The 21,642-nt window shown below is 64.9% G+C and carries 23 protein-coding genes; 11 read left to right on the top strand and 12 right to left on the bottom strand.

The window, feature by feature from the left end; genetic code table 11:
- Positions 1-17: 17 nt before the first annotated feature.
- From BIWAKO_RS20580 to BIWAKO_RS20595, 4 genes are read right to left on the bottom strand one after another with little or no spacing between them, the layout of a single operon-like run.
- Positions 18-821: a hypothetical protein gene (locus BIWAKO_RS20580; RefSeq protein WP_141740172.1), complete on the bottom strand. Its 804-nt coding sequence runs from the start codon at positions 819-821 to the stop codon at positions 18-20.
- Entirely contained in the window at positions 811-2,070 is a 1,260-nt protein-coding gene (locus tag BIWAKO_RS20585) for a GNAT family N-acetyltransferase (RefSeq protein ID WP_069880225.1), read from the bottom strand. Before BIWAKO_RS20585 ends, BIWAKO_RS20580 begins: the two co-directional genes overlap by 11 nt.
- On the bottom strand, positions 2,067-2,825 hold the full coding sequence (locus BIWAKO_RS20590; RefSeq protein WP_069880226.1) for a glycerophosphodiester phosphodiesterase family protein: 759 nt from the start codon (positions 2,823-2,825) through the stop codon (positions 2,067-2,069). The genes BIWAKO_RS20585 and BIWAKO_RS20590 overlap by 4 nt, the downstream gene beginning before the upstream one ends.
- Positions 2,825-3,298 carry a RidA family protein gene (locus BIWAKO_RS20595; protein WP_069880227.1) on the bottom strand — a complete coding sequence of 158 codons (474 nt, stop codon included), beginning with the start codon at positions 3,296-3,298 and terminating at the stop codon, positions 2,825-2,827. Before BIWAKO_RS20595 ends, BIWAKO_RS20590 begins: the two co-directional genes overlap by 1 nt.
- Before the next feature lie 240 nt (positions 3,299-3,538).
- Here BIWAKO_RS20595 and BIWAKO_RS20600 point away from each other — a divergent pair, with 240 nt between their 5' ends.
- Positions 3,539-4,387, top strand: a complete 849-nt coding sequence (locus BIWAKO_RS20600) for a cell envelope integrity EipB family protein (protein WP_244523502.1) — start codon at positions 3,539-3,541, stop codon at positions 4,385-4,387.
- Here the strand turns inward: BIWAKO_RS20600 and BIWAKO_RS20605 are convergent.
- Together BIWAKO_RS20605 and BIWAKO_RS20610 are read right to left on the bottom strand one after the other, a co-directional pair.
- A complete protein-coding gene (locus BIWAKO_RS20605) occupies positions 4,344-5,708 on the bottom strand; it encodes a DNA polymerase IV (RefSeq protein ID WP_069880228.1) in 1,365 nt (454 codons plus the stop codon). The genes BIWAKO_RS20600 and BIWAKO_RS20605 overlap by 44 nt on opposite strands.
- On the bottom strand, positions 5,705-5,995 hold the full coding sequence (locus BIWAKO_RS20610; RefSeq protein WP_069880229.1) for a DUF3572 domain-containing protein: 291 nt from the start codon (positions 5,993-5,995) through the stop codon (positions 5,705-5,707). The genes BIWAKO_RS20605 and BIWAKO_RS20610 overlap by 4 nt, the downstream gene beginning before the upstream one ends.
- 134 nt (positions 5,996-6,129) lie before the next feature.
- Between BIWAKO_RS20610 and BIWAKO_RS20615 the strand changes: the two genes are divergently transcribed.
- Together BIWAKO_RS20615 and BIWAKO_RS20620 are read left to right on the top strand one after the other, a co-directional pair.
- Positions 6,130-6,501: a response regulator gene (locus BIWAKO_RS20615; RefSeq protein WP_043232944.1), complete on the top strand. Its 372-nt coding sequence runs from the start codon at positions 6,130-6,132 to the stop codon at positions 6,499-6,501.
- Between the two features lie 17 nt (positions 6,502-6,518).
- A complete protein-coding gene (locus BIWAKO_RS20620) occupies positions 6,519-7,895 on the top strand; it encodes a PleD family two-component system response regulator (protein WP_069880230.1) in 1,377 nt (458 codons plus the stop codon).
- A gap of 255 nt (positions 7,896-8,150) precedes the next feature.
- Here BIWAKO_RS20620 and BIWAKO_RS20625 read toward each other — a convergent pair whose 3' ends face one another.
- Positions 8,151-8,351 carry a hypothetical protein gene (locus tag BIWAKO_RS20625; protein ID WP_069880231.1) on the bottom strand — a complete coding sequence of 67 codons (201 nt, stop codon included), beginning with the start codon at positions 8,349-8,351 and terminating at the stop codon, positions 8,151-8,153.
- 266 nt (positions 8,352-8,617) lie between these two features.
- On the opposite strand from BIWAKO_RS20625, the gene BIWAKO_RS34885 reads away from it, so the two are divergent.
- Positions 8,618-8,944, top strand: a complete 327-nt coding sequence (locus BIWAKO_RS34885; RefSeq protein WP_244523503.1) for a cytochrome P450 — start codon at positions 8,618-8,620, stop codon at positions 8,942-8,944.
- Between the two features lie 188 nt (positions 8,945-9,132).
- Here BIWAKO_RS34885 and rpmG read toward each other — a convergent pair whose 3' ends face one another.
- The 4 genes from rpmG to rnr form a co-directional block, all read right to left on the bottom strand.
- Positions 9,133-9,300: a 50S ribosomal protein L33 gene (rpmG, locus tag BIWAKO_RS20635; protein WP_038367996.1), complete on the bottom strand. Its 168-nt coding sequence runs from the start codon at positions 9,298-9,300 to the stop codon at positions 9,133-9,135.
- A gap of 160 nt (positions 9,301-9,460) precedes the next feature.
- A complete protein-coding gene (locus tag BIWAKO_RS20640; protein ID WP_069880233.1) occupies positions 9,461-10,195 on the bottom strand; it encodes an NUDIX hydrolase in 735 nt (244 codons plus the stop codon).
- A complete protein-coding gene (locus tag BIWAKO_RS20645; protein WP_141740173.1) occupies positions 10,192-10,641 on the bottom strand; it encodes a DUF983 domain-containing protein in 450 nt (149 codons plus the stop codon). Before BIWAKO_RS20645 ends, BIWAKO_RS20640 begins: the two co-directional genes overlap by 4 nt.
- Positions 10,638-12,944, bottom strand: a complete 2,307-nt coding sequence (rnr, locus tag BIWAKO_RS20650; protein ID WP_069880235.1) for a ribonuclease R — start codon at positions 12,942-12,944, stop codon at positions 10,638-10,640. The genes BIWAKO_RS20645 and rnr overlap by 4 nt, the downstream gene beginning before the upstream one ends.
- Before the next feature lie 635 nt (positions 12,945-13,579).
- On the opposite strand from rnr, the gene urtA reads away from it, so the two are divergent.
- The 5 genes from urtA (at position 13,580) to urtE (ending at position 19,300) form a co-directional block, all read left to right on the top strand.
- Positions 13,580-14,860: an urea ABC transporter substrate-binding protein gene (gene urtA, locus BIWAKO_RS20655; RefSeq protein WP_069880236.1), complete on the top strand. Its 1,281-nt coding sequence runs from the start codon at positions 13,580-13,582 to the stop codon at positions 14,858-14,860.
- Positions 14,861-15,020: 160 nt separating this feature from the next.
- Positions 15,021-16,637 carry an urea ABC transporter permease subunit UrtB gene (gene urtB / locus BIWAKO_RS20660; RefSeq protein ID WP_244523504.1) on the top strand — a complete coding sequence of 539 codons (1,617 nt, stop codon included), beginning with the start codon at positions 15,021-15,023 and terminating at the stop codon, positions 16,635-16,637.
- Positions 16,634-17,776 (top strand): urea ABC transporter permease subunit UrtC, encoded by a 1,143-nt coding sequence (gene urtC, locus BIWAKO_RS20665; RefSeq protein WP_069880237.1) that lies wholly within the window; start codon positions 16,634-16,636, stop codon positions 17,774-17,776. The genes urtB and urtC overlap by 4 nt, the downstream gene beginning before the upstream one ends.
- 5 nt (positions 17,777-17,781) lie before the next feature.
- Positions 17,782-18,543, top strand: coding sequence for an urea ABC transporter ATP-binding protein UrtD (gene urtD / locus BIWAKO_RS20670; RefSeq protein ID WP_069880238.1), 762 nt, complete (start codon positions 17,782-17,784; stop codon positions 18,541-18,543).
- 61 nt (positions 18,544-18,604) lie between these two features.
- Complete coding sequence (gene urtE, locus BIWAKO_RS20675; protein ID WP_069880239.1) at positions 18,605-19,300, top strand: urea ABC transporter ATP-binding subunit UrtE; 696 nt, start codon at positions 18,605-18,607, stop codon at positions 19,298-19,300.
- On the opposite strand, the gene BIWAKO_RS20680 is transcribed toward urtE, so the two are convergent.
- Positions 19,291-19,701, bottom strand: a complete 411-nt coding sequence (locus BIWAKO_RS20680) for a DUF2000 domain-containing protein (RefSeq protein ID WP_069880240.1) — start codon at positions 19,699-19,701, stop codon at positions 19,291-19,293. The genes urtE and BIWAKO_RS20680 overlap by 10 nt on opposite strands.
- On the opposite strand from BIWAKO_RS20680, the gene BIWAKO_RS20685 reads away from it, so the two are divergent.
- Both BIWAKO_RS20685 and gnd read left to right on the top strand, forming a co-directional pair.
- Complete coding sequence (locus tag BIWAKO_RS20685) at positions 19,700-20,563, top strand: AraC family transcriptional regulator (RefSeq protein WP_069880241.1); 864 nt, start codon at positions 19,700-19,702, stop codon at positions 20,561-20,563. The two genes, BIWAKO_RS20680 and BIWAKO_RS20685, sit on opposite strands and share 2 nt — an antisense overlap.
- A gap of 90 nt (positions 20,564-20,653) precedes the next feature.
- The gene (gnd, locus tag BIWAKO_RS20690; RefSeq protein ID WP_069880242.1) at positions 20,654-21,637 is read left to right on the top strand and encodes a phosphogluconate dehydrogenase (NAD(+)-dependent, decarboxylating); all 984 of its coding nucleotides are present in this window, start codon (positions 20,654-20,656) and stop codon (positions 21,635-21,637) included.
- Positions 21,638-21,642 lie beyond the last annotated feature (5 nt).

Raw genomic sequence — 21,642 nt, forward strand, 5'->3', positions numbered from 1 at the left:
GTACGGGGAAGATGCGGTCAGGGTGAGGTGCGCTGCCGTCCAGCGTCAAGAGACAGCGTCTCGATGATTGCGGCATCCAGCACCAGATCGTCGCGCGCGCCAAGCAGCCAGAGGTCGCGCGCCTCGAAGCGCAGGAGCGGGCAATGCCACCAGCGCTCCACGATACCGGCGAGCGCGGCAGCTTCGGCAGGGGCTAGGTCGTCGGTCAGATTGTAGAGGCCGACGACATAGAGATCGGTCTGCTGCCGACCGAGTGCCGATTGAACCATATGAAAGACGTTCTGACCGCGGCGCCGTTCCGGATAGGCGCGCAGATAGAGGCGGCCACGATTGACGTTTCCGGAGAACAGGCCGCGCAATTCGACGGTGAGGGGACCGAGATCGCCGAGCACCGTTCGGGCAGCGGGGGCAATGGATGGCGGAACGTCCGTGCCAAGCGAGCCGCAGAGGGTGGCGTGCAGGCGCTCGGCGCGCCGCGGCAGGATATCCCAGGCGATCTTTGCGGCGAAGGGCGCGGTCTTCAGCTCGGATTCCATTGCGATGAAGGCGGGCGAGGCACGCAGCGCGGCATCGTCGACAGGCAGCACGAGCGAGAAGACCGACGGGTGCCGTCCCATGTCGTAGAAGCGCCCCGGCAGGTTTGCGATCACGCCCGGGTGATGCGGGGCAACCAGCGGCAAGTGGGCGAGGCGATAGGCTTCGTCGAGAAGCAGCGGCTTCCCGGGCTCGAACGTGGTGCGGCTACGGTCATAGGTGAGCACCGCGTCGTCGCAGAATGTGACCTCCCGCCCCGGATGCGCATCATCGTGGTCACGCTTCATCGCTGTGTCCATCCCTGCGGAACGGGCTCTCCGCCGCGAGCGCTTCGCGGGCGGCTGCAATATGCTCGCGCTCGGTCACGAGATAGGACGAAACCGCGCGGCGCAGGCCGGGATCGGCGAGGTGATGGGCCGAGCGCGTGATGACGGGACGATAGCCGCGCGCGATCTTGTGCTCGCCCTGTGCGCCGGCTTCGACGCGGGCGAGCCCATGTGCGATCGCGTAGTCGATCGCCTGGTGGTAGCAGAGCTCGAAATGCAGGAAGGGGTGGTCTTCGATGCAGCCCCAGTTGCGGCCATAGAGCGTATTCGCTCCACGGAAATTGATGGCGCCCGCGATATAGCGCCCGGCGCGTCGGGCCATGACCAGCACGATGCGCTCGCCCAGTGCTTGTCCGACCAACGAAAAGAAGCGCCGGTTCAGATAGGGCCTGCCCCATTTGCGCGAGCCCGTATCCTGATAGAAGGCGAAGAAATCATCCCAGACCGCCTCGGTCAGGCTGGCGCCGCTGAGAACCTCCACCGTGATACCGGCCGAAAGCGCCTCGCGTCGCTCGCGTTTCAGCGCCTTGCGCTTGCGCGAGGCAAGGGTGGCGAGGAAGTCATCATAGGTCGTGAAGCCGTCGTTGCCCCAGTGGAACTGGAGATCGTGGCGCTCGAGATACCCGGCCTCGAGGAGTGCACCGAGATCGGGCTCCTGCGCGAAGGTGACGTGTATCGAGGAGGAGCGTGTCTGATCGCGCAGTGCCTCCAGCCCGGCGATCAGGCCGGCGCGTGCTTCGCCGGCGCGCGGCCCGTCGGCCGCGAGGAGGCGGGGACCCGTTGCGGGGGTGAAAGGCGCGGCGACCTGGAGCTTGGGATAATAATGCCCACCGGCCCGCTCATAGGCGTCGGCCCAGGCATGATCGAAGACATATTCGCCCTGGCTGTGACCCTTCACGAAACTCGGCGCCGCCGCGAGCAACCGGTCGTCGCCGTCCTCGACGAGGAGATAGGCGGGAGACCAGCCGGAGCGGCCGCCGATGCAGCCGCTTTCTTCCAGGGCTCTCAGAAAGGCGTGAGAGACGAAGGGGTTATCCGTGTCTTGCTGAGAAAGTGAATCGGCTGCTTCACAGCCTGATTCAAGCCGTGCAGGCGAAGGCACGCTGGTCGCAGGCGGGTTGGCGCAGGCGTCCCAGGCTTCCGCCGGCACGGATTTCAACGAGGTCGCGACCCGGACCCGCAGGTCGTTGCGGTCGCGACCTGCACTCAAGGGCGGAACCCTTCGAAGACCATCTGGTCGGCGTGAACGCGGGCTGTCTCGCGATCCTCGGGGGTGCGCACCGTCCAGCTCATCAGCGGCAGGCCAAGCGCCTTGTTGCAGAGGAAGGGAGCGGCACTTGGCAGATCCGCGACCTTCCAGGACAGGAAATCGGGTCGGCTTTCCTCGAAATGCAGCAGGTTCGCGAGCGCGTGCTTCTGGCGCGCGTCGAGCCGGTCGTAGTCGGAATAGGCATATTCATTCATGGCCACGATGCCGCGCGGGATCGCCGGAGCGAGCTCGCGGAGCGCGGTGACGATCGTCGGATCGAAGGACTTGAAGACGATCGGCTGACCGGAGCGCCTGGCGACGATCTCGGCTGCGCGTCGCGTCAGCGCGAGATCGCCGTCGAAGCGGCTCTTGACCTCGATCACCAGCGGCACGCGGCCGGCGATCCGATCGAGAAACGCATCGAGGGTCGGAATCCTGTCGCTGCTGCCCTTCAGTGAAATCGCGGCAAGCGCATCCGCCGTCCTGGCATTGACATTGCCGGTCTCAGCCGTCAGCCGATCGAGCACGAAATCGTGAAACACCATGGCTTCGCCATCGGCGCTGAGCTGGATGTCGCATTCGATTCCGAAGGTGCCGGCAATTGCGGCGTCTGCCGCCGAGATGCTGTTCTCGATCAGGCCGGCGGCGAGGTCGTGCAGGCCCCGATGCGCGATCGGCCGCGCGACCAGCCAGTCGAGGGAAGGACGTGCGCTCATCAGGCGATCTCGAACATCGCCTCGACCTCGACGGCAGCATCTGCCGGCAGTTCGGCGACGCCGACGGTCGAGCGGGCATGGCGGCCGCGATCGCCGAGAACCTGGACCATCAGGTCGGACGCGCCGTTCATAATCGCGGGAAGCGCGGAGAAATGCGGGGTCGCGTTGATGAAGCCGCCAAGCCGGACGCAGCGCCTGATGCGCTCGAGATCGCCGCCAAGCGCGGCTTTGGCCTGCGCCAGCACGTTGATCGCGCAGAGGCGCGCGGCCTCGAGCCCGGCTTCGTTGAAGATCTCGGCGCCGAGCTTACCCTTGTGCTTGTCGGAGAGTTTGCCGTCGAGGCCAAAGCAGATCTGTCCGGAGATCACCAGCAGGTTGCCGGTGATGACATAGGGCACGTAGTTCGCCACGGGCGCGGCGGGAGCGGGCAGGGTGATGCCCAGTGCGGCGAGGTTGGCTTCGATTTCGCTCATCGGGTTAGGCTCCTGGCGCTCGGTCGAGTCGGATCATCTGCGCGGTGGTCCGCCTGGACCTCGGCCCAGAGCTGCGGCGACGCAGGATTCCTACATGGCCGATGGCCGGGTAAGCCGCAAGCGCGGGGCCTGCCAAGCGGGGTTGTGCCATGGGCGTAGCTCGCCGCGAGGCGCGCCTTGTTTGCGCCATTGCCGCATTGCACTAGACTCATCGATCAGGTGCAGCAAGGCGGCGGGCAAATGAACAGAATCGGTTTCGGTCTCCTGGGCGCAGCGGGCGCTGCGACGCTGCTGCTGATGGCACTGCCAACGGCTGCTCTGGCGCAGGCCAAACCAGGGGAACGCGTCGTCCTGGTGCCGCACCGCGCAGTCTACGATCTCGTGCTCGACGATGGGAAACCGGCCAAGAACATCGAGGCGGCCCGCGGGCGCATCGCATTCGACTTCACCGGTGATGCCTGCGAGGGGTATGCACTCTCCTTCCGGCAGGTGACCCAACTCACCAGCGAGGGCGGGCCGCGTACGATCGATGCCCGGACGACGAGCTTCGAAGCAGGGGACGGACAGAGCTACCGCTTCAAGACCGAGAGTTCCGCAAGTGGCGCGCCGACCGAAATCGTCGACGGCACTGCGAAGAAGTCGGGAGCCGACGGCTATGAGGTCAAGCTGACCGCTCCCAAGGCGGAGACGCATCGTGAGGCCGGCGACGCGTTGTTTCCCAATGCGCAGATGAAAGCGCTGATCCTGGCGGCGCGAGCGGGCCAGAACACCTTTAGCGTGCGGCTCTATGACGGCGCCAATAGCGGCAAGGAGGTCTATGACACGCTCTCCGTCATCGGCAAGCACATCGAAACGCCGCCGAGCGAGACGCCGCTGAAGCGCCCGGAATTCGAGAAACTGACACGCTGGCCCGTCACCGTATCCTATTACAAGGTCGGTTCAGGCGAGGTCACGCCGGCCTATTCGATCTCGTTCGAACTGTATGAGAATGGTGTCACCGGCGCGGTCCGGATGGACTATGGCAGTTTCGCGTTGCGCGGCACGCTCACGCGTCTGGATCTTCTGCCTCATCAGGATTGCGCGAAGTAGCCTTGGTTCCCGAGTGCGGTCGGTCCGGGCTGCGCAGGCTCAGGCCTTTTCCGATCGCATCATCGCCGAAGCGGGCGCGGAGCTTGTCGAGCGCGCCCTCCATCGCCTTGAGACGCGGGGTGGCAACGTCGGCGAGGTCGCCATGGTCAGCCTCCTCGGGGCCGGCGAGATCGCTTGCGCCGATGCCGATCAGCCGGTAGCGCTGCCCGGTGCATTCGCGTTTCAGTAGTTCGCGTCCAGCCGCAAAGAGGCGTCCGGCGAGCTGCGTTGGTTCAGGCAAGCGGCTCGCACGCGTGATCGAATGAAACTCCGCCGTCTTCAGCTTCAAGGTGACGGTTCGCCCGGCAAGCTCCTGGGCCTTGAGGCGCTTCGAGGTCTTTTCGCACAGGCGCCAGAGAATCGGCTCCAGCTCGTCGAACCGGGAGAGGTCGACATCAAGCGTGGTTTCGCTGGAGACGCTCTTGGTCTCGTGATCCGGCGTCACCTTGCGGGCGTCGATGCCATTGGCGAGGTTCTTCAGCCGCGGTCCGTCCTTGCCAGCAAGCCGGAACAGCGCCTCTGTCGGCGCCTCCCGCAAATCGCCGATCAGACGAAAGCCGGATTCGGCCAGCTTGGCTGCGCTTGCCTTGCCGATGCCCGGGATCAGGCTGACCGGCTTGTCGGCGAGAAAGGCGACGGCTTCGCCGCGGCCGATGATCGAGAAACCGCGCGGCTTGTCCAGGTCGGAGGCGACCTTGGCCAGGAATTTGGCATAGGACAGACCGACGGAAATGGTGATGCCGATCTCGTTCTCGATCCGCCTGGCGAAGCGCGCAAGCGTGATCGCCGGGCTGGCGTGATGCAGCCTCTCAGTGCCCGAGAGATCGAGGAAGGCCTCGTCGATCGAGAGTGGCTCGACCAGCGGCGTCAGTTCCCGCATCAGCTGCCTGACCTCACGCCCGACCGCGACGTATTTCGCCATGTTTGGCTTCACAACCACGGCCTCGGGGCAGGCCTTCAAGGCCTGGAACATCGGCATCGCGGAACGGACGCCGTAAGTGCGGGCAATATAGCAGGCCGTGGAGACGACGCCGCGCTTGCGGCCGCCGATGATCACCGGCTTGTCGAGCAGGGAAGGATCGTCCCGCTTCTCGACCGCTGCGTAGAAGGCGTCACAGTCGATATGAGCGAGGCTCAGGCTGTCCCGTTCGGGATGGCAGATCAGGCGCGGCGAGCCGCAGGTGCGACAGCGGCGTGAAGCTCCCGCCGCGCCGTCATTGTCAGTGAGGCAATCGCGGCAGAATGCAGGCGCCTGGCGCGGCCGGTCACGCTCTTCGGTCAAGCATCGTCACCATGGTGCGGGCCGGCGAGGATTTCCCGCGCCTGCCCAATGATTTCCGGATTCAGGCTTAAGTTTCCAACAAATTCGAGCAGGAGCGATTCGTTGCCGAGAAGGTGATCGAGCACTGCGACCAGGAAGCCGGGCTCGCCGGCTGCTGCACGCAATGTCTCCGGTCCAAGCCCCGTTGCGGCCAGAAATGGCTCGATTCGCGCGGAATCGGCAGCGAGGAAGCCCAAGGCACGCAAGGCAAGGGTTTCAGCATCGGGTGAAGCGATCGAACGTGGCATGGTCGGTTGTCGGGTCCAGGATCAGGTTTGCGTTTCGTCAACGGCTGGCGTGCTAGGATGATCATCGAACGGAGCTGTCGGCTTGGAAAGCCTGGAATAGACCGACGCCTTCCGAGGCGAAACAGGGGAACGGCATGACGAAGACGGTCCTGATCGTCGAGGACAACGAGCTCAACATGAAGCTCTTCAACGATCTTCTCGAGGCGCATGGCTATGCGACGCTGAAGACGGCCGATGGCATCGAGGCTATCGAGCTGGCGCGCGCGCATCATCCCGATCTGATCCTGATGGATATCCAGCTCCCCGAAGTCTCGGGACTGGAGGTCACGAAGTGGATCAAGGAAGACGACACGCTCAAGTCCATCCCGGTGATCGCGGTGACCGCCTTTGCAATGAAGGGGGATGAGGAGCGGATCCGGGAGGGCGGCTGCGAGGCCTATCTCTCGAAACCGATTTCAGTCGCCAAATTCCTGGAAACAGTACGCGCCTATGCCGGCGCGGCCTGAGCGGCGGGGGCGGCTCCATGTCTGCGCGTGTCCTGGTCGTCGATGACATCCTCACAAATGTGAAGCTGCTCGAGGCCAAGCTGTCGGCGGAATATTTTGACGTGACGACGGCCCTCAACGGGCTCGACGCTCTGGCGATCTGCGAGCGCGGCGAGGCTGATATCGTGCTGCTCGACGTCATGATGCCGGGCTTGAACGGCTTCGAGGTCTGCCGGCGGCTAAAGAACAGCCCGACCACCGCCCATATCCCTGTCGTGATGGTGACCGCACTCGATCAGCCGAGCGACCGGCTGAAGGGGCTCGATGCCGGAGCCGATGATTTCCTGACCAAACCGATCGACGATGCCGCCCTCTTCGCCCGGGTGCGCAGCTTGGTGCGGCTGAAGTCGGTCACCGACGAATTGCGCCACCGGGCAATCGCATCGCGGCGTCTCGGCATCGCCGATCCGCTGGCTGCAGCGGCGTCCGAGACCGGGCTGAACGGCCGCGTCCTGCTGATCGAAGATCGTCCCACAGCTTCCGAGCGGCTCTCCAGCGCGCTTTCGACGTTTCACAGCGTCGAGGTCGTGGCAGACCCGAATCTGGCACTCGCCAAGGCGGCCGAGGGCGATTTCGAAGCCATCCTCGTCAGTCTCGACCTGCAGAACCATGACGGCCTCAGGCTGTGCAGCCAGCTGCGCTCATTGGAGCGGACCCGCAACGTCTCGGTGCTGCTGCTCGGCGAGGCCGAGGACCGCGCTCGCATCCTGCGCGGACTGGAGATCGGTGCGCATGATTTCCTGATGCGTCCGGTCGACCGCAACGAGCTGTTGGCGCGGGTGCGCACGCAGATTCGCCGAAAGCGCTTCACCGAGCGCCTGCGCGACAGTGTCCAGTCCTCCATGGAAATGGCGGTGATGGATCAGCTCACCGGGCTGCATAATCGGCGCTATCTCGACAGCCGCCTCAGCACTCTCTTCGACGAATCGGCACTCCGAGCCAGGTCGCTTGCCATGCTCGTCCTCGATGTCGACCGCTTCAAGGTCGTCAACGACAGCTGGGGGCATGATGCCGGCGACGAGGTGCTGCGCGAGTTCGCGGACCGGGTGCGCGCCTGCACGCGCGGCATCGATCTCGTCGCCCGCCTTGGTGGCGAGGAGGTCGTCGTCGTTCTGCCGGATACGACGCTGGATGCGGCCTTCGCCGTGGCCGAGCGAATCCGAGAGAAGGTCGAGGTCGAGCCCTTCGCCATCCAGAGCAACTCACGGACGATCGGCGTCACCGTTTCAATCGGCGTCGCCAGCCGGCGCGCCGGCGATCTCTCGCCGGCCGAGATGATGAAGCGGGCCGATGATGCGCTTTACCGTGCCAAGGAAAGCGGCCGGAACCGCGTGATCGTCGCCAGCGCGGCGTAAACCAACCCTGTAAACCTTTCCAGGTAGGGTTAACCATCGATGAAGATTCGAGAATCGATCTGATTCAATTGCAATCGAAAGGCGGGTGCGTAGGGTCATTTCCAACGCAGCCCGCCCTGGGCTGCCCGAAATGCCCCTCGGGAGCTCAGGTCCGCCGCATCTCCTGGGAATCCGAAGGGCTCGGTCGGTCGGCCGCGGTACATCTGGCCTCATCAGAGCCGCAGCCGGCCGGCCACCATGCCGCAAGGCGCACGATCAAAGATAGTGCGACAGCCCTGCTGCGACGGCGTAGCCAAAAAGGCCGAAGGCCGCGAGCAGCCCCAGCAGCAATAGCCCGGCCTTGATCCTGCTCGACGCGAAGCGCGAGGAATCGAGTTCGACGATCAGCTTCAGGAATTCACGCACGGCGCCGTGCGGCCTGGCGGGACGGGCCGCCTTCTTGTCACCGCTGCTCACACGAAACTCCGCATCGCGACTGGAGATTGTCCGCGTCGGAAATGGGGGGAGCTAAGCCATTCGGCAAGCCCCGAAGGTCGGCGGAAGTCGCGGGCGCGGGGCGAGCTGCAACTCCTGCTGATGAAGCTCGCTGGAATGTGTTTATGCTGCGGTGCAGCATGTGAATCCCCGTCTGCGCCAGTTCGTGGTAGTCTGCTGGAGATTCGACTCCGGTGGGACCCGGGGCAGAAGAGGCTGGCCTGAGATCCTCAAACGGGGAGCGACCCATGCGTATTCTCGCATTGGCGCTCTGCCTCGCGGCGTTTCTGCCGGGCGGAGGGCTTGTCCATGCACATAGCTGGTATCCATACGATTGTTGCAGCGACCAAGACTGCTGGCCCATGGGCCAGGATGTCGACGCGCGCGAGCCGGATCCCCGGATCGTGCCCGGCGGCTACCTGACCTATGACGGCTATTTCATCCCTGAGGGGGCGACGCGTGCGTCCCTGGATGGCCGCTTTCATATTTGCCGGCGGGGTGGAACCCTGACCGGTAGCGTGATTGCTCCGTCGCAGAAGCCGTTCTGCCTGTTCGTGCCCAGACAGGTGTTCTGAACAGGACCGAATCGTTAGATCATCGGGCCGAATCTCGTGTCCGGCCCGATGATCTAACCTTCCATGCTGGCATCGGCTTTCCCGAAAACCGCAATCCACTTTACGGGCCGATGCCCTGGCGAAAAAAAGAACCGCCCGGGTCACGGGCGGTTCCTTGAACTTTGGTTATGCCGAAAAGGCGACCAGGATCACTTGATCTTGGTTTCCTTGAACTCGACGTGCTTGCGCGCGACCGGGTCGTACTTCTTCTTCGACATCTTCTCGGTCATCGTGCGGGAGTTCTTCTTCGTCACGTAGAAGAAACCGGTATCCGCCGTCGACAGCAGCTTGATCTTGATGGTCACGGCCTTGGCCATGGGTTCCGTCCTCGAGCCTGGCGGGCCGCGGTCTGGCCCTCATAAAACAAAATGGCCGGGGGAACCCGGCAAACCGTTCCCGGGGAGATGCCGCAAGCCAGTGGCGAAGTCAAGAAAGAATGCCCGAACGGAGCGAACAGTTTGCCTCAGGGGCAACCTGTCAGAGTTCCTCGCGCACGAAATGCAGGTTCTTCTCCCAGAAATAGGGCACCGGGAGGTACGGGCTGAAGCCGGCTGCTATCCTGGCCTCGACTTCCTTGATGATGACCTGGGTAATCGTCGGCAGGTCGAGCTGCCTCGCTTCATCAAAATTGACCCAGACCAACTCGATCAGCTCAGAATCAGGGCCGGTGACGCCCTCGATGCTGCCGCCGAGCGCGTCGTAGTCGACGACGAAGAAACGCGTGTCGAAGCGCTTCGGGCGGCGCGGCGGCGTGACGGCACGTGCGACAAAGGTCACGGCGCTGAGATCGGGATAGACGCCATGGCTGGCGAACTCGGTCCAGGTGCCTTCCGGAGGATTCTCGGGCACTCCGAACTCATCCGAGCCGAAGAGCAGGCCGGTCTCCTCAAAGGTCTCGCGGATGGCGGCCATGGCCAGCGCTCGGGCCTTGTTCGGGCTGGGGCGCACTGTGCGCTTGGCCAGCCGGTCCTCGCAGATCTGCGGGATCGCGCCGGTTGCAGCCATGCGCCGATCGCCAGCGTCGACGCGTCCGCCCGGGAAGACGAATTTGCCAGGCATGAACTTGTGTCCGGGGTGGCGCTTGCCCATCAGCACCCGGGGGGCTGCGCCGCTTCGATCGAGGATCAACATCGTCGCAGCGTCATGCGGCCGAGTGTTGGTCGCGGTCCGGCTGCGCTCTACCTGAGTCAGGATGACGGCGTTGTTGTTCATTGCCGGGATGCCATGGATGTGCCGGGCTGTCGCTCGGGCAGGGGAGGGGCGTTGTCGAAGCCATGCATGCGCATGGCCCATTGCAGGCCGATGACCCCGCCCTTGACCGGTTGCATCAGCGCGAGCGACAGGAACAGTGTCAGCGGCAGCCAGACCGCCATATGCAACCACATCGGCCATTCCGCATATTTCTCGACCAGCACCAGGCCGCCGACGATGACATGGCCGACAATGGTGATGACGATATAGGGCGGCAGATCATCGGCCCGCTGGTGGTGCAGCGCCTCGCCACAGGCCTCGCAGCGGTCGACTGACTTCAGGAAGCCCCGGAACAGCCGGCCTTCGCCGCAATGGGGGCAGCGGCACATCAGGCCGCGGCGGATCGCCAAACGCCAGTCGCGCTCGACCGGCTGGTCGATGGAACTGTGAACCTGAACCGACATCATCGCCTCTTGCCCGGCTTCGCCTTGCCGAAGGGGGGCTTGCCCTTGGCTCGGCCGGACAATGGTCGCCTCGGGCCGCTTTTGCCAGAGTGGCCCGATGTCACACGCCGGCCCTCGGACAGCAATTCGAAGCGCAGCGCGCCGGCGACGGGGGCGGCTTCGACGAGGCGGACATGAACACGATCGCCGAGGCGCCAGCTCTCGCCTGTGCGCTCACCTGTCATGGCATGCGCCGCTTCGTCGTAGCGATAATAGTCACCGCCCAGCGTCGAGGCCGGGATGAAACCATCTGCTCCGGTGCCGTCGAGCTTCACGAACAGGCCGGCCCGGTTCACGCCGCCGATGCGTCCGTCAAAGCTCGAGCCGATCTGGTCCGCGAGAAAATGGGCGATCAACCTGTCGGTGGTTTCGCGTTCGGCCGCCATCGCGCGCCGCTCAGCGGCTGAGATCCGGGTCGCGGTCTCGCGCAGTTCGGCGAGCGTGGTCGCTTTGGGCAATCCGTCATCGCCGAGTTTCAAGGCGGAGATCAGGCCACGATGCACGATGAGGTCGGCATAGCGCCGGATCGGCGAGGTGAAATGGGCATATCGGCGCAGGTTGAGCCCGAAATGTCCGTAGTTCTCGGCGACATATTCGGCCTGTGCCTGGGTGCGCAGGATCACCTCGTTCAGGAAGAGCTCGTTCTCCGAGCCCTTGATCATGGCGAGGATGCGATTGAACAGCACGGGGCGCAATGCGCCATCCTTCGGCAGCTTGATGCCGACCGAGGCCAGCACTTCGCCGAGCGCCCGCATCTTCTCGAGCGACGGCTCGTCATGGCAGCGATAGATCAGCAGGCTGCCGGCCTTCTCCAATGTCTCGGCGGCGGCGACATTGGCGAGGATCATGAACTCCTCGATCAGCCGGTGCGCTGCCAGCCGTTCGGGCGCGATGACACGGTCGACGGAGCCGTCGGGCTTGAGGATCAGCTTGCGCTCGGGCAGATCGAGGTCGAGCGGCTGGCGTTGATCGCGCGCGCGGGAGGCGACGCCATAGGCCGCCCAGAGCGGCATCAGTACGCTTTCGCGGATCGGGCCAGTCAGGTCGTCGGGCTTGCCGTCGATGGCGGCCTGAACCTGCTGATACGAGAGCTTCGCCGCCGAGCGCATCAGGATGCGGTGGAAGCTATGGCTCTTCTTCGAACCGTCGCCCTTCAGGACGAGGCGGACGGCGAGTGCCGGCCTGTCCTCGCCGCCGCGCAGCGAGCAGAGATCGTTGGAGATGCGCTCGGGCAGCATCGGCACGACGCGGTCGGGGAAATAGACCGAGTTGCCCCGCTCCAGCGCCTCGCGGTCGAGCGCGGAGCCCGGGCGGACGTAAGATGCGACATCGGCGATCGCGACCGTGACGATATACCCGCCTTCATTGGCCGGGTCGGTGTCGGGCGCAGCATGGACCGCGTCGTCATGGTCCTTGGCGTCGGCAGGATCGATGGTGATCAACGGCAGCGCGCGCCAGTCCTCGCGGCCTGCTGTGCTGGCGTGCGGGGCGGCTTCTGCCTCCGCCAAGGTCGCAGGGGAGAACTCGTTGGGAATGCCGTGGGTATGGATTGCGATCAAGCTGACGGCGCGCTCGGATTTCAGCGAGCCCAGTCGTTCGCGCACCCGCGCTTCCGGCGGACCGAAGCGGCCTTCGCGCCGCAGCGAAACCGAGACCAGGTCTCCGTCCTGGGCTTCGCCGGTCTGCCCCTTGGGGATCAGCGCCTCGCGGCCCTGGGCCTTCTTGTCGACCGGGATGAGCCGGCCCGAGCCGTCGGGCAGGGCGCGGAAGATGCCGAGCACCTGCGCCTTGCCCTTACCCATGATCTTGAGCACGCGGCCGGAATAGGCGAAGCCGTCCATGCCCCGGAGGCGGGTGAGCTTGAGTAGAACCTGATCGCCGACTCCGGCAGCGGCGGAGGCGAGCTTGCGCGAGCGGATCTCGCGCGGGCGTTCCACCAGGATCCTGGGCGGAGCGCCTTCATCGGCCTCGTTCCATTCGAGCGGGGCGGCAACAAGGTCGCCGTCACGATCCCGGGCCTTGATCTCGCAAAGCAGCACGGGGGGCAGGGCGCCGCGCGGATGAACCGGCCTGTCCTTGCCGTCGCCGCCGAGTTCGCCGTCCTCGGCGAGATCCTTGAGCATGCGCTTCAGCCAGATCTTGCCTCCGCCCGAAAGGCCAAAAGCCTTGGCGATCTCACGGCGGCCGACTTCGCGGCCGGCAAGGCGCTCGCTTTCGATGAAATCGAGAATCGCCTCGCGGCTCGGTTCAGGCGCGAGCGATGACACGGGCTAAACTCGTCTGATGGGAATGAGAATGAAGAAACACGTGGCCTCTGTGCCACGTCCGGAGCTGCTGCGCCAGAACCGGGACTGCAGGGCCGCCTCCGGAAACGAGAAGGGCCGCCCTTTCGGGCAGCCCTTCCATTGTCGAACCGCGGCCCGGCGAACCGGACCTGAAGGTGCGAAAACTCACGCGGAACAAGACTCCCACAGGGAATGAGTCCAGGTCCGCCCGCCTTGCACCAGCGGTTGATGACAATGAGACACTGGATCACCTCCTTTCAGTTGTTACCGACAAGAGAGAGGCTAAGGCGATTCTCCTTACTTCGTAAATGCTAAAATTTACGCTGTCCCCTTCGTCGAAAACACCGCGTTTCCGGGCTCGACTGTGCGGGCGAGCGGGCTGCAAAAAGGGCAGGCACGGATTCTGTCTAAAAAATGAGCAAATCCTTCGCGAGTGCAGCATACTTGCGTGCAGTGCAGGCCGATTGGCAGAAATTGTCTTCAATTTTGTCCTGATGACACGAATTTGCGCGCCTGCCCCGGTTGGCACGTCGCTTGCGAACCTTCCTGAACAGGCCGGCAAGGCCAGTCAGCGCTCGAGGGGAGCGCGCCAACAAAAGTGTTCGGGAGATCAGGCCGTGAATACTACTCGTCGCGTCGTATTGGGCGCCGCACTGGCGGGCGCAACATTCCTGGGGTCGTTCCTGCCGGTCGCCGCGCAGGAGACCATCAAGGTCGGCATCCTCCACTCTCTCTCTGGCACGATGGCGATCTCCGAGACGACGTTGAAGGACGTCATGCTCATGCTCATCGAGGAGCAGAACAAGAAGGGCGGCGTGCTCGGCAAGAAGCTCGAGGCTGTCGTGGTCGACCCGGCCTCGAACTGGCCGCTCTTCGCCGAGAAGGCGCGCGAGCTGATCAACAAGGACAAGGTCGCCGCCGTTTTCGGCTGCTGGACCTCGGTGTCGCGCAAATCGGTTCTGCCGGTCTTCAAGGAGCTGAACTCGATCTTGTTCTATCCCGTGCAGTACGAGGGCGAGGAGAGCGAGCGCAACGTGTTCTACACCGGCGCCGCGCCGAACCAGCAGGCGATCCCTGCCGTCGATTACCTTGCCAAGGAAGAGAAGGTCGAGCGCTGGGTGCTTGCCGGCACCGACTACGTCTACCCGCGCACGACCAACAAGATCCTCGAGGCCTATCTGAAGTCCAAGGGCGTCAAGACCGAGGACATCATGATCAACTACACGCCGTTCGGCCACGCCGACTGGCAGACGATCGTCTCGGACATCAAGAAATTCGGCTCGGCCGGCAAGAAGACCGCGGTGGTCTCGACCATCAACGGCGACGCCAACGTGCCCTTCTACAAGGAACTCGGCAACCAGGGCATCAAGGCGACCGACATTCCCGTCGTGGCCTTCTCGGTCGGCGAAGAAGAGCTTGCAGGCATCGACACCAAGCCGCTGGTCGGCCATCTCGCCGCCTGGAATTACTTCCAGTCGGTGAAGACCCCGGAGAACGACGCCTTCATCAAGCAGTGGAAGGCCTTCAAGAAGAACGACAAGGCGGTCACCAACGATCCGATGGAAGCCCATGTCATCGGCTTCGCCATGTGGGTGAAGGCGGTCGAGAAGGCCAAGTCGACCGATCCGGACAAGGTCATCGATGCACTGCCCGGCATCGAGGCGCCGAACCTGACCGGCGGTGTCTCGACGATGCTTCCCAACCATCACATCACCAAGCCGGTGCTGATCGGCGAGATCAAGGCCGATGGCCAGTTCGACGTCGTCTCGAAGACAGGTCTCGTGCCCGGCGACGCATGGTCGAAGGAACTCGATGGCTCCAAGGATCTGGTCGGCGACTGGGTCGAGAAGAAATGCGGCAATTTCAACGTCAAGTCCGGCAAGTGCGGCGGCGCGTGAGGTCATGAGGGGGAGGGGCGGCACGGGCGAATAACGCCCGGCCGCCCCTCATTTTCCGCCGCGACCTGCGGCGGCTCTCGCAAGTAAGGCAGCGCGCATCCCCGAGGTTCCGTCTGCGCGGTTCCCGGGATGAGAGCTGAGGTCCCGATCTGAGCGCGTCATGAAGAGCGAGCCGATGCTTCTCCTGTCCAGATTGCTGCGCATGATCGTGGTCGCGACGGCTCTCGTGCTCGGGCCAGGCGCGGCCTTCGCTCAGAGCGCCGACGAGGCCTTTACCCGGCTGGGAGCGGACAGCTTTTCCGACACGGTGCGGGCGGTCGAGATTCTGGTCCAGACCGCTCATCCGCACGCGGCCGCGATCATCGAGGCGCTCGCCGAGGGGCGGCTGCTCGCGGGCGGCGGGGCGGTTGCGATCAGGGTCCGGACAGGCGGTTTCAGCGATGCGCGGACCGGCCAGCCGCTCCCTGCCGAACCGGCAGGTGTCAGCGCTGTCAGGCTCAACAACAATGTCAGGCGCGTGATTCAGGCGGCGCTGGGCGGGCTCGGCCTGCTCAATCCCGATCCGGCCCGGCGCGCCGCCGCAGCCGAGGCGGTGTTCAAATCGCGCGACGCCTCGGTGCTGCCGGTCCTGGAAGGCGCCATCGCCAAGGAGACCGACAATCGGGCGAGGATCGCGCTGCGCCAGGCGCAGGCGGCGATCCTGATCAGCAAGGCCGACGCACAGCCCTTCGATCGGCTCGGCGCGATCGATGTGCTGCGCGAGCGTGGCGACCAGGATGCATTGGCGACCTTGCGCTCCCTGCCGGGCGACGTTTCGCAGTCGCTGAAGGAGGCGCAGGTGCGGGCGATCTCCGAGATCGAGGGCAAGCTCGCCCTGTGGCGCGCGGCGCAGAACCTCTGGTACGGGCTTTCGCTCGGCTCAGTCCTGCTGCTCGCCGCGATCGGTCTCGCCATCACCTTCGGCGTGATGGGCGTGATCAACATGGCCCATGGCGAGATGGTGATGCTCGGCGCCTATACCACCTTCGTGGTCCAGGAGCTGATCCGCGCCCGCGTTCCGGGCCTGTTCGACTATTCGCTGGCCATTGCGCTGCCGGCGGCCTTTCTCGTTGCAGGGCTGGTCGGTGTTGCGATCGAGCGCGGCGTCATCCGCTTCCTCTACGGGCGGCCGCTGGAGACGCTGCTCGCGACCTGGGGCATCAGCCTGATCCTGCAGCAGGCGGTCCGCACCGCCTTCGGTCCGACCAATCGCGAGGTCGGGGCACCGGCCTTCATGGCGGGGGTCTTCGAGATCGGCGGACTTGCGATCACTTGGAACCGGCTCTGGATCATCGTCTTCGCCGGGCTCGTCTTCGCCGCCCTGCTGGCCATCCTGAAGCTCACGCCGATGGGGTTGCAGATGCGTGCGGTGACGCAGAACAGGCGGATGGCGGCGGCCATGGGCATTCGCACCGGCCGCATCGATGCGCTGACCTTTGGGCTTGGCTCGGGCGTGGCGGGGCTGGCCGGCGTTGCGCTGTCGCAGATCGACAATGTCAGCCCCAATCTCGGCCAAGGCTACATCATCGACTCGTTCATGGTCGTCGTCTTCGGCGGCGTCGGCAATCTCTGGGGCACGCTCGTCGCCGCGATGACGCTCGGCGTCGCAAACAAGCTGCTCGAACCCTATGCCGGCGCGGTGCTCGGCAAGATTGCGCTGCTCGTCTTCATCATCCTGTTCATCCAGAAGCGCCCGCGCGGCCTGTTCGCGCTGAAGGGACGGGCGGTGGAGGCATGATCACCCGCTTTCTCATCCAGGGCCTCGACAAGCGCGGCCTCATCTTCCTCGGGCTTCTGGCCGCACTGGCCGTGTTGGTCCCGCTCGCCAATCTGCTGCTGCCGGAGAATTCGGTCCTTCATGTCCCGACATCGACCATGTCGCTCTGGGGCAAATACCTCTGCTATGCGCTGCTCGCGATCTCGCTCGACCTGGTCTGGGGCTATTGCGGCATCCTCTCGCTCGGCCATGGCGCCTTCTTCGCGCTCGGCGGCTATGCGATGGGTATGTATCTGATGCGCCAGATCGGCTCGCGCGGGGTCTATGGCAATCCGATCCTGCCCGATCTCATGGTCTTCCTGAACTGGCACGAACTGCCCTGGTACTGGCACGGCTTCTCCTCCTTCCCCTTCGCCATGTTGATGGTGCTGCTGGTGCCGGGGCTGCTCGCCTTCGTCTTCGGCTGGTTCGCCTTCCGGTCCCGCGTCACCGGCGTCTATCTCTCGATCATCACCCAGGCGCTGACCTATGCGCTGCTGCTGGCCTTCTTTCGCAACGACATGGGCTTTGGCGGCAATAACGGGCTGACCGACTTCAAGGACATCCTGGGCTTCAACGTGCAGGCGCAGGCGACGCGCGCGGCGCTGTTCGCGATGACCTGCGTGATGCTGATCGCCGGCTTCCTGATCGCCCGCGGCATCGTCGATTCCAAGCTCGGCAAGGTCGTCATCGCGATCCGCGACGCGGAATCGCGCACGCGCTTCCTCGGCTACCGGGTCGACCGCTTCAAGCTCTTCGTCTTTACCGTCTCGGCCTGCATGGCTGGCGTCGCAGGCGCGCTCTATGTGCCGCAGGTCGGCATCATCAATCCGAGCGAATTTGCTCCGGCCAATTCCATCGAGACCGTGATCTGGGTCGCGGTCGGCGGGCGCGGCACTTTGGTCGGCGCGGCGCTGGGCGCGGTCGTGGTGAACTACGCCAAGACGGTCTTCACCTCCGGCTTCATGGCGCCCTACTGGCTCTTTGCACTCGGCGCGCTCTTCGTCTTCGTGACCCTGTTCATGCCTAAGGGCATTCTCGGCACGGCGCAGGATTGGTGGGTCAGGCGGCGCAAGCGCGAGCCGGCGGCCCCGCTTGCCGAACCGGCCCCGGCGGAGTGACGCGCATGATCCCGGCCCATGCAGCGCTCACCTCCTCACTGCTCTATCTCGATGGGGTCAGCGTCTCCTTCGACGGCTTCAAGGCGATCCGCGGGCTTTCGCTGGTGATCGCGCCTGGCGAGATGCGGGCCATTATCGGGCCCAACGGCGCCGGCAAGACGACGATGATGGATATCATCACCGGCAAGACCAGGCCGGACGAAGGGACGGTGATGTTCGGCGGCTCGGTCGACCTGACCAGGCTCGACGAGGCCGCAATCGCCAATCTCGGCATCGGCCGCAAGTTCCAGAAGCCGACCGTGTTCGATTTCCACACCATCGAGGACAACATCCTGCTGGCGCTGAAGTCGCAGCGCACGGTGGCCAGAACCCTGTTCTGGAGGACGGCATCAACCGACCAGAAGCGCATCGACGATATTCTCGGCATCATCAAATTGGGGGATGCGCGCAGCCGCCTCGCGGGTTCACTCTCGCACGGCCAGAAGCAGTGGCTCGAGATCGGCATGCTCCTGGCTCAGGACCCGAAGCTGTTGCTCGTCGACGAGCCGGCCGCCGGTATGACCGATGGCGAGACGGCCGAAACGGCGGTGCTGCTCAAGGAGATCGCCAGGGACCATTCGGTGATCGTGGTCGAGCACGACATGGGGTTCATCCGCGAACTCGGCGTCAAGGTCACCGTGCTGCACGAAGGTGCGGTGCTGGCCGAAGGGCCGCTCGATCAGGTCAGCGCCAACGATCGCGTCGTCGAAGTCTATCTGGGGCGGTGAGCATGATCCGGAAACTTAGGAACCGGTTGTTCGATCGGGCGAAGCGGCTGGACATCGGACGATGCTGAACGTCGAAGCCATCGACCTGCATTACGGCGCGGCGCAGGCCCTGCGCCGGGTTTCGATCGCGGCCGAGCCCGGCAAGGTCACCTGCGTCATGGGCCGCAACGGCGTCGGCAAGACCTCGTTGATGCGCGCCATCGTCGGCCAGCAGCCGATCAGCGGCGGGCGCATCAGGTTTGCGGGCGAGGACATCTCGAGCTTGCGCAGCGAGGATCGGGCGCGGGCCGGCATCGGCTTCGTGCCCCAGGGGCGCGAGATCTTCCCGCTGCTAAGCGTCAAGGAAAACCTCGAAACCGGGTTCGCGCCGCTGCCACGCCGCAGCCGCTTCATCCCGGATGACCTGTTCGACCTATTCCCCGTGCTCAAGTCCATGTTGGGACGACGCGGCGGAGACCTCTCGGGAGGCCAGCAACAGCAACTCGCCATCGCGCGGGCGCTGGTCACCCGACCCAAACTGCTGGTGCTCGACGAACCGACCGAGGGCATCCAGCCCTCGATCATCAAGGATATCGGCCGCGCCATCGACTATCTGCGCCAGCGCGGCGACATGGCGATCGTGCTGGTAGAGCAATATTTCGACTTCGCGCGCGAACTCGCCGACACGATGTTCGTGATGGATCGCGGCGAGATCGTGCTCTCCGGTGCGATGGGCGAACTCGACGGGGCGCAGGTTCAGAGATTGATTCAGGTGTGAAGGGCCAAGCCCTTGACGATCTTGTCGATTTCCCTGCGTTCAGCGTGGAGCGCCAGCCCGACGAGATCCAGCGCTTCGGTCGGCACGGCGGCGACGGCGGCCCGGTTGTCGCCATCGTTGCCGGTCGTGAACAGCTCGCTGGTATAGAGATGCGGGCGCACGCCACGGGCGCGGGCGCGCTCCAGAACCTGCTTCAACTGCTCGCCTGCCGCCGCAAAGATCAGGACGGGCTGGCGGATCAGAGGGCCGTAGAAACGGCCGGAGCCGTCGCGATAGGCTTCGCCCGCGAGTTCGGGCGAAGCGCCGACCAGCCCTCCGGCCAGGAAGCTCGCAACATTGAGTTTTTGCCAGGGAGCGAGATTCTCGCGTACCACGATGGCGATCTTGGTATCGTAACGCATGACCCAATCGCTAACCGAAGCCGGGAAGGCTCGTCTTGAACGATCGTGCGGGCCGGAGGGCGCCGACTGGGTGCGCACGGGCTCGGGCGTAGACGGCATCGAGCGAATGGAGGCGTTCTTCCGCGGCTTTGCCTATGATCCGCATCGCCATGACACCTATGCGTTCGGGCTGACGCTGTCCGGGGTGCAGAGCTTCGAGTATCGCGGCAGCCGGTGCGACAGCCTGAGCGGACATGCGATCGTGCTCCATCCCGACGAGATCCATAACGGGCGCGCCGGGATTCCGGAGGGGTTCAGCTACCGCATGCTCTATGTCGAGCCGCGGCTGATCCGGGAGGCGTTGGGAGCGCAGGGCTGCGCCTTGCCTTTCGTCTCGACCGCAGTCTCGCAGGATGCGCGGCTCGTTCGCGCGGTAGCCCATGCCTTGCGCGATCTCGACGCGCCGCTCGACGAGATCGCCGCCGAGGATATCCTGCTGCCGCTCGCCGAAGCGCTGCTCGCGCTCGATCCATCGGCCGCGCGGCCGACGGGGCACGTGCTCGACCGGCCTGCCGCCGAGCGCGCCCGCCAATATCTCGACGCCCATCGCGACGAGGTGGTGGCCTCCCGCGAACTCGAAGCCATTGTCGGCCTCGATCGCTTCACTCTGGCCCGGCATTTTCGCGCCTGTTTCGGCACCAGCCCGTATCATTATCTCGTGATGCGCCGGGTTCAGCAGGCACGCAGGCTCCTGCTCGGTGATACCTCGCTTGTCGAGGTGGCGATGGCCTGCGGGTTCGCCGACCAGAGCCACCTGACCCGCCAGTTTCGCCGCGCCTATGGCGTGCCCCCAGGACGTTGGCGGGCACTGCAGCGCGGCTGACCCCTGCCGGGTTCCGCTTGCTCCAGCCCGCTGCAAGAGGCATGAAGCGCTCCCAAAGCCGGTTCAGGATCCCCGGCAGGAGCCTTTGCTATGCAGCTTGGAATGATCGGCCTCGGCCGCATGGGAGCCAATATCGTCCGCCGGCTGATGAAGGCCGGGCACGAATGCGTGGTCTACGACCGTGATCCCAAGCCCGGCGCGGCACTGGCAAGTGAAGGCGCGGTGGTTGCCGCCGATCTCGCCGATCTCGTCTCGAAGCTCAAGGCACCGCGGGCGATCTGGGTGATGCTCCCGGCCGGCGAGATCACAGAGGCGACGCTCGCCGAGCTCGCGGCCCTCGTCCAGCCCGGCGACACGCTGATCGATGGCGGCAACGCCTTCTGGAAGGACGACGTCCGGCGCGGGCAGGAGCTCGCGGAGAAGGGACTGCACTATCTCGATATCGGCACCAGCGGCGGCGTTCACGGGCTGGAGCGCGGCTATTGCCTGATGGTCGGTGGCGACAAGGCGAGCTTCGACCGTCTGGAGCCGATCTTCAAGGTGCTGGCACCTGGCAAGGGCGAGATCCCGACGAGCCGGCACCGCGAGGGCCGCAACCCGGCATCCGAACAGGGCTATCTGCATTGCGGCCCGGTCGGTGCCGGCCATTTCGTCAAGATGGTCCATAACGGCATCGAATACGGCATGATGCAGGCCTTCGCCGAAGGGTTCGACCTCCTGCGCAATGCCTCGGCGAAGGACGGTCTGCCGCCCGAATACGGCTTCGATTTCGATGTCGCGGAGATTGCCGAAGTCTGGCGGCGCGGTTCCGTCGTGACCTCCTGGCTGCTCGATCTCACGGCCGAGGCACTGGCCGCCGACGAGGAGCTGTCTGCCTATACCGGTCATGTCTCGGATTCGGGCGAGGGGCGCTGGACGGTGCAGGCCGCGGTGGAGACCGCGACGCCGGCCGAGGTGCTGACCTCCTCGCTCTACACCCGCTTCCGTTCGCGCAAGGACCACACGTTCGCCGAGAAGGTGCTCTCGGCAATGCGCGCCGGGTTCGGCGGGCATGTCGAGCCGAAGAAGCCGTGAGCGTC

It is taken from the genome of Bosea sp. BIWAKO-01, from assembly GCF_001748145.1.
Taxonomy (GTDB): Bacteria; Pseudomonadota; Alphaproteobacteria; order Rhizobiales; family Beijerinckiaceae; genus Allobosea.